We start from the raw sequence: 6,203 nt of genomic DNA on the forward strand, positions 1-6,203 counted from the left end.
TCCGGCTCCGCACGGACAACGATGGCGCGCTTGTCTTCAAGCAACAGCACCGCGCCATCGACGAGCCGCTGCGTGCGCGGCAGGGAGATCGCGCAGAGCGTGCCGCGGTCGGTTCTCGCCGACAGCCGCCGGCGGGCGATTTCGGCGGTGTCTAGCAAGATGAACTCGACACGGCCTTCGTGATCCAGCAAATGGAGCTGGGCGCTCAACTGCTGGTCAGCCGCCAATCCGACAATGGAATTCAACTTCAACATTCAAAGTCCCCTGGAGCATTTGGCGGCAACTTCTGGATCTCGTGGAACAGCGCGCGGCCCTAGTCAGATCCCCAGATGCGCGTCGACGATTTCCCGGTCGTAGAGCTGATCCGGCGAAATCTCGGCAACGAACGCGCCTTTCTGGATGATCAGCACGCGGTCGGCCAACTGGCGGATGAAGCGGATGTCTTGCTCGACGAGGATGATGCCCAGGCCCAGACTGACCTTCAGTTCGCCCAGCTTTTCGGCGATAAGATCGACGATCGAGGGCTGGATGCCTTCCGTCGGCTCGTCAAGCAGCACCAGCTTCGGTCGCCCGGCGAGGCAGCGAGCCAATGCCAGGATCTGCTGCTGTCCGCCTGACAGCCCTCGGCCTGGCCGCTCGAGCAAATCCTTCAACACGGGGAAATGGCCGAGCATCTCAGGTATGGCGCTTTCACCATCACGCATGATCTCCCCCATCTTCAGGTTTTCCATGACGGAAAGCAGAGGGAAGATGTCACGCCCCTGCGGCACGTAGCCGATACCGGCACGGGCGCGCTCGGACGAGCTGGCAAAGGTGATGTCGCGGCCATCGAACTCGACGCACCCTTGCGTCGTCTTGATCTGGCCGACAAGCGTGCGCAACAGGGTGGTCTTGCCCATGCCGTTGTGGCCGAGGATGCCGACGACCTCCCCCGGCTTCATCGTGAAGTTGATGCCGTGCAGGATCGGGATCCGGCCGTAGCCGGAGTGCAGATTCTTGACCTCAATCATCTTCTGACTTCCCCAGATAGACTTCGCGAACCAGCTCGTTACCCTGAACCTTTTCCATCGTGTCTTCGATCAGCACGCGCCCCTGGTGAAAGACGGTCACGGTTTGGGCGATCTGCTTGATGAACTGCATGTCGTGCTCGACCACGACGATTGCCGCCGACTTGTTGACCTCGCGGATGAGTTCAGCTGTCTTGTTGGTCTCATCCGCCGTCATTCCGGCCGCCGGCTCGTCGAGCAAGATGAGCTTGGGCTCAAGCGCCACCACCATGGCAAGCTCGACCCATTGGCGCTGGCCGTGGGCCAGTTCGCCGACCAGCCTCCCTGTCAGGGCGGTCAGGCCCAGCCGCTCCATGACGTCCTTGCCTTTTGCCGCTGCGCGCGCCTTGCCATGGCGCGAACGGGCCGCAACRGAGATGTTTTCGGCAACCGTCAGGTTGTTGAAGACATCGGGCACCTGGTTTTTGATGCCGATGCCCAACCGGCTGACCTGATGCGGCTGGGCTCGGGTGATGTCGACGCCATCAAACAATATCTGGCCGGTCGTCGGCTTGAGCTGTGCCGTCAGCATCTTGAAGAAGGTGCTCTTGCCAGCGCCGTTGGGGCCAATCAGGCAGCGCAGTTCGCGCTGCTTGAGTCTGAAGTCGACGCTTGCGATGGCAACGACACCGCCAAAGCGTTTTTCGAGGCCTCGGGTCTCAAGGATACAATCGAGCGAAGTCATGGCACCCTCTTTTGCTCGACGAGCGGAGCGACGTAGGGACGGAATTTCAGCCGCCGAACAGCGTCACTGATTGTCGGCACCACACCCTTCGGGACCAGCAGGACAAAGCCGATCAGGATCGTGCCGAGCACCAGGTTGGCGTTGAGAAGCTGCTGGGCGCCAAGTTTCGTGGCGATCCACTGGATGGCGAAGCAGCCGACGATGGGGCCGAGCAGCGTACCGGTGCCACCGACAATCACCCAGATGATGACCTGCGCCGACTGGGCCAGTCCGAAGACGTCGGGACTGATGAACATGCCCCAATTGGCGAACAGGCAACCTGCCAGGCCAGCGATCGCGCCGCCGATGGCGAAGGTCGCCAGCTTGTAGAAACGTGCGTCGTAACCGAGCAGTTCGGCGCGACGTTCGTTTTCGCGGATGGCAACGACGACCTGGCCGAAGCGGCTCTTTAGCATCAGCCGAAGGCCGACATACACCGCCAGCAAGGTGAAACCGGACAAATAGAACAGGCCGTCAAAGGATAGTGCCAGTTCGGGCCGACCTGGAAAATTCAAAGGTGGAACCGCCGGAATGCCATTGTAGCCACCCAAGGGGGCCGCACCGATGACATATTGGGAACCTGAAGTCGCGCCCATGACCTTGTAGAGGATCAATGTCACCGTCAGCGTGATGACGCCGAAATAGACGTCGGTGATGCGCGCGTAGAACAGGAAGTAGCCGAGCAATGCCGCAAACAGCCCGGGAACGACGATCGAGAGCAGCAGCGGGATGGTGCTGTCGCCGAAATTGATAACGGCGATGGCATAGGCATAGGCGCCGATGCCAAAGAACGCCGACTGGCCAAAGCACAGGATACCGCCATAGCCCCAGATCAGCCCGAGGCTGAGCGCCAGGATCGCCATGATCACATAGGACGTCAGCTCGATCATCATGATGGGGTCGACGAGCTGTGGCAGTGCCACCAGCAATACCAGCCCCAACACTGTGGCGGCAACCAGTCCGCCGTTTCCTTGCAAAATCGCGGTCATGCCGCCCTCCTGAAGAAACGCCCGGTGATGCCTTGCGGCATGAACCGCAGCATCACGACGGCAGCAGCCAAAAGGGCCACCTCGCCGATAACCGGGGTAGTGAGATATGTGATGATCTGGTCGATCGCCCCGAACAGCACCGAGGCCGACACCGTGCCCGCAAGGATTGCCGGGCCCCCTCCGATGACGGTGATGAACGCCTTGGCGACATAGGCAGCACCAATCGTCGGCACGATGCCGGTGATTGGCGCCATGACGCCGCCGGCCAGACCGGCAAGCCCGGCGCCAACGCCGAATGTGACGGCATAGACGCGCGATGGATTGACGCCCAGTGCGGCGGCCATGTCGGCATTCTGCATCGTGCTGCGTGCGATCAGCCCGTAGCGCGTAAAGCGGAAGACAGCCCAGATCGCGGCGAACACAACAATTGCGATGACGATGATGATCAGCGAATAGGCGGCGATGCGGTAATCACCGATCTGCAGCGAGCCGGCCGGGGCCGATATGCCCTCGGTGGTGTTGCCGAAAACGGTGGTAGCCAGGCCGACCAAGAGCAGACTCAGCCCCCAGGTCGCGAGCATGGTGTCGCGCGGCCGACCATAGAGAAAGCGGATGATCGTCCGTTCGATGACCACACCGATCGCCCCCACCACGAGGGGACTGACCAACAGCGTGGCGATCCAGATGTTAATCCCGGCCTTGGTCGCGACAATCGCCGCATAGCCGCCGAGCATGATGAATTCGCCGTGAGCAAGGTTAATCACCCGCATCATGCCGAAGATGATCGCAAGTCCGACGCTGATCAGCGCCAGGCTTGCAACGGCTTTGAGAGCCTCAAATGAAAGTACAACGAGCAGGTCCATAACCGCACAGCCTCTTGGATTGCTGCGAGGTCGTTCGCGCATTGCCGCGATCGAACGACCCGCAACCTTTTGAGTCATTCAAACCTTGATGACGTACATCGAGTTGTCATCGGGGTTCTTCTTGAGGTCGCAGACACCCGACGTGTCGAGCGGCTGCTGCTGCGAAAAGCTCTCCAGGATGTTGATCTTGCGGTCCTGGATCTGGYCGATATTGATGTCCATGACGCAATGATGCGTCTGCGGATCGATCGAGAACTTGCCGCTGGGCAGGTCGAGGCTGATGCCGGACTCAAGCGCTTCGATCACCGGCATCCGTTCGGCGGTGCCCGCCCGCTTGACCCCTTCCGCCCACAGATAGACGGATTGGTAGGTGGCCATCGCCAGTTCGGTCACATAGGGATATTCAGCACCGAAGCGCTTATGGAAGCGATCGAGGAAGGCCTTGTTGGCGGGCGTGTCGAGCGCCTCGAAATAATTGAAGCACAGCAGGATGCCGTTTGTTTCCTCTGGCGAGAGCACCATCTGCTCGCCGCCGATGGTCATGGTCGTCGACGCCATCGGGATCTGCTTGTTCATGCCGGCGGCTGCCCACTGGCGGTAGAACGACTGATGGGCGCCGCCGACAAGGACGAGGTAGAGGAAGTCCGGCTTGGCTTCCTGGATCTTCTGGATCGTCGATCCGAAGTTGGTCACGTCGAGTGGGAAGAAATCCTCACCAACAATCTGACCACCGTTTTCAGTACAGTATTTGCGCGTCCATGCGGCGGTGATCTGGCCGTAATTGTAGTCTGCAGCCAGCGTGTAGATCTTCTTGCCCCATTTGTTCATCACAAAGGGCACATGCTTTGACTGCTTCTGGGCCGGCGTGATGCCCGTGCAGAAGATGTTGCGGTCGCAGACGCCGCCTTCGTATTGGGTGTTGTAGAAGTAAAGCGTGTTGAGCCGCCGAAGTACCGGCCGCATCACCTCGCGGGAGGCGGACGTGATACCTCCAAACACGGCAGACACCTTGTCCTTCAAAGCGGCCTGTTGGGAATACTGCGGATAGAGCCGCATGTCGGTCTGGGTGTCGTAGGTGATCAGGCTGATCTGCTTGCCCAAGAGCCCGCCTGCCTGGTTGATCTCTTCGACGGCGAAGGTGATAGCGTCCTGCATCGGCTTTCCGGCCGCGTCGAGACCGCCTGAAAGATCGAGCAGGCTTGCGATCTTGATCGTGTCCTCTTGCGCGAAAGCCCGGCCACCAGCGCCGATCAGGCCCAAGCTTGCAGCAGCATTTGCTGTCGTCTTCAGGAATGACCGGCGATTGACGCTTGAATTTATTATCATTTGCGTTCCCCTTTGCCTTGAGGCCTATCCGTGCGGATAGGCCCGGTCCAAGTTCATGTTCGGAAAAGAAAGGCGTTGCGGCTTAGCTCGCCAGCAACTCCCGCCAGGCTTCGTCAAGGAACTTCACATCCGCCTGCCTGAGGCCGGATCCGCCGGCGAAGTGTCCGTGGCTCGAGCGGAATGGGCGAAGCTCGGCATTCGGCATGTGTTCGACCTCAAACGCGCTGTCTTCCGGCGGAAAGTAGAGGTCGCAGTCGCCCGGCATGACGATCGCCTTGGCCTTGATCGCAGCGAGCGCCTTGCGGAAGTCGCCGTTGTAGAGCTCGTTGTCGCTGATATCGCCGGACTGCCAGGTGCGGATCATCGCGACCATGTTGTTGGCGTCGCGCAGGTTAAACCACTGTTCCCAATAGCCTACGATGAAGTCCTCGACGGAAGCGTAGCCGAGCTCAAGATACTCCTCCTTGCGGAAGAATTCCTGCGAGAAGCCCCAGCCCGCATAGACCCGCCCCATGGCGCGCAGGCCCTTGAAGGGCTGATCGTCATACCAGCCGTCCTTGAACGCGTCGTCGGCCGTCAGTGCGGCTTTCACACCCTCAAGCATGACGTGGTTATGCTTTGCCGTCTTCGCCGAGCCGGCAGTCGGGCAGATCGCCTCGACCATGTCAGGATAGAGCGCCGCCCAATGGAACGTCTGCGCAGCCGCCATCGACCAGCCCGTGACCATCTTGATCTTGGTAATGCCGAACTTCTCGGTCAGCAGGCGATGCTGCGCCTTGATGTTGTCGTAGTAGGTGACATGCGGGAAGCGCGCCTTGTTGTAGGGCGCCGGCGTGTTGCTCGGCGAGGACGACAGACCGTTGCCGAAGACGTTGGGAATGACGATGAAATACTTGCTCGGGTCGAGCGCGCCGCCTTCCCGGATGACCCACTGGTTGTCGTAGTGAGTGGAGGCCATGTAGGTCAGCAGGACGATGACATTGCTCTTGTCGGCGTTCAGCCTGCCAAACGTCTTGTATGCCAGCTTGGCGTCAGGAAGGGTCATCCCTTTCTGGAGTTTAAGGTCTCCAAGCTCGAAGACTTCATAGTCAACTTCCTTGTCTAGCTTCCACTGCGCCATAGCTACCTCCTGCATTTGGCAATAGTCCAGGGTTCGGCCGCCCTTCTCAGGCTGGCCGTGGTGATAGTTCTGCTCAGGCAATAAATATTCGTCCCGACCCATCAGGGTCAGTTTCTGTCTACCTCAGAACTCTTG

At 59.9% G+C, this 6,203-nt stretch carries 7 protein-coding genes; all 7 read right to left on the minus strand.

Going from position 1 to position 6,203, the window contains the following annotated elements; genetic code table 11:
- On the minus strand, positions 1 to 254 hold a 254-nt coding region (locus AC1DUU_RS20505), incomplete at its 3' end, for an urease accessory protein UreE (RefSeq protein ID WP_476785238.1).
- A gap of 63 nt (positions 255 to 317) precedes the next feature.
- A complete protein-coding gene (locus AC1DUU_RS20510; RefSeq protein ID WP_476785239.1) occupies positions 318 to 1,010 on the minus strand; it encodes an ABC transporter ATP-binding protein in 693 nt (230 codons plus the stop codon).
- Positions 1,003 to 1,731 carry an ATP-binding cassette domain-containing protein gene (locus AC1DUU_RS20515; protein ID WP_476785240.1) on the minus strand — a complete coding sequence of 243 codons (729 nt, stop codon included), beginning with the start codon at positions 1,729 to 1,731 and terminating at the stop codon, positions 1,003 to 1,005. Before AC1DUU_RS20515 ends, AC1DUU_RS20510 begins: the two co-directional genes overlap by 8 nt.
- Positions 1,728 to 2,759, minus strand: a complete 1,032-nt coding sequence (locus tag AC1DUU_RS20520) for a branched-chain amino acid ABC transporter permease (protein WP_476785241.1) — start codon at positions 2,757 to 2,759, stop codon at positions 1,728 to 1,730. The genes AC1DUU_RS20515 and AC1DUU_RS20520 overlap by 4 nt, the downstream gene beginning before the upstream one ends.
- Positions 2,756 to 3,622 (minus strand): branched-chain amino acid ABC transporter permease, encoded by an 867-nt coding sequence (locus tag AC1DUU_RS20525; RefSeq protein WP_476785242.1) that lies wholly within the window; start codon positions 3,620 to 3,622, stop codon positions 2,756 to 2,758. The genes AC1DUU_RS20520 and AC1DUU_RS20525 overlap by 4 nt, the downstream gene beginning before the upstream one ends.
- A 78-nt stretch (positions 3,623 to 3,700) precedes the next feature.
- On the minus strand, positions 3,701 to 4,948 hold the full coding sequence (locus tag AC1DUU_RS20530; protein ID WP_476785243.1) for an urea ABC transporter substrate-binding protein: 1,248 nt from the start codon (positions 4,946 to 4,948) through the stop codon (positions 3,701 to 3,703).
- An 82-nt stretch (positions 4,949 to 5,030) separates the two neighbouring features.
- Entirely contained in the window at positions 5,031 to 6,068 is a 1,038-nt protein-coding gene (locus AC1DUU_RS20535; RefSeq protein WP_476785244.1) for an alpha/beta fold hydrolase, read from the minus strand.
- Between the last annotated feature and the right edge of the window lie 135 nt (positions 6,069 to 6,203).

The sequence above is a fragment of the Aminobacter sp. P4_H6_2 genome, assembly GCF_056400805.1.